Origin of the sequence: Bradyrhizobium sp. 62, assembly GCF_023073035.1 — a bacterium.
Lineage (GTDB): Bacteria > Pseudomonadota > Alphaproteobacteria > Rhizobiales > Xanthobacteraceae > Bradyrhizobium.
The window spans coordinates 54,486-54,948 of sequence record NZ_JADPIT010000032.1 but is presented as its reverse complement, the minus strand read 5'-3'; the positions used below and the strand labels follow the sequence as shown (position 1 = coordinate 54,948).

General features: G+C 62.9%; 1 protein-coding gene. It reads left to right on the top strand.

Features of this window, described 5'->3' with window-relative positions:
* Positions 1–463 (top strand): HAMP domain-containing protein (locus tag IVB47_RS29645; protein WP_247466735.1); only part of this gene is annotated, 463 nt, incomplete at both ends.

Sequence of the window (463 nt, the reverse complement as noted above, 5' to 3'; positions counted from 1 at the left end):
AAGCTCGGCGGCCAGGCCCAGGTGCCGGAAGTGACCGGCGTCTGGAAGGATCTGACCGAGAGCGTCAACTCGATGGCGAACAATTTGACCAACCAGGTTCGCAACATCGCCGAGGTGACGATCGCAGTTGCGAACGGCGACCTCTCGAAGAAGATCACGGTCGACGTCCGCGGCGAGATCCTTCAGCTCAAGGAAGCCATCAACACGATGGTGGACCAGCTCCGTTCCTTTGCATCGGAAGTGACGCGCGTGGCGCGCGAGGTCGGCACCGAAGGCAAGCTCGGCGGCCAGGCCCAGGTGCCGGGCGTGGCCGGTACCTGGAAGGACCTCACCGACAACGTCAACTTCATGGCGTCGAACCTCACCGCGCAGGTCCGCAACATCGCCGACGTTGCCACCGCCATCGCGAGCGGCGATCTGTCGAAGAAGATCACGGTGAACGTCTCGGGCGAAATCCTTCAGT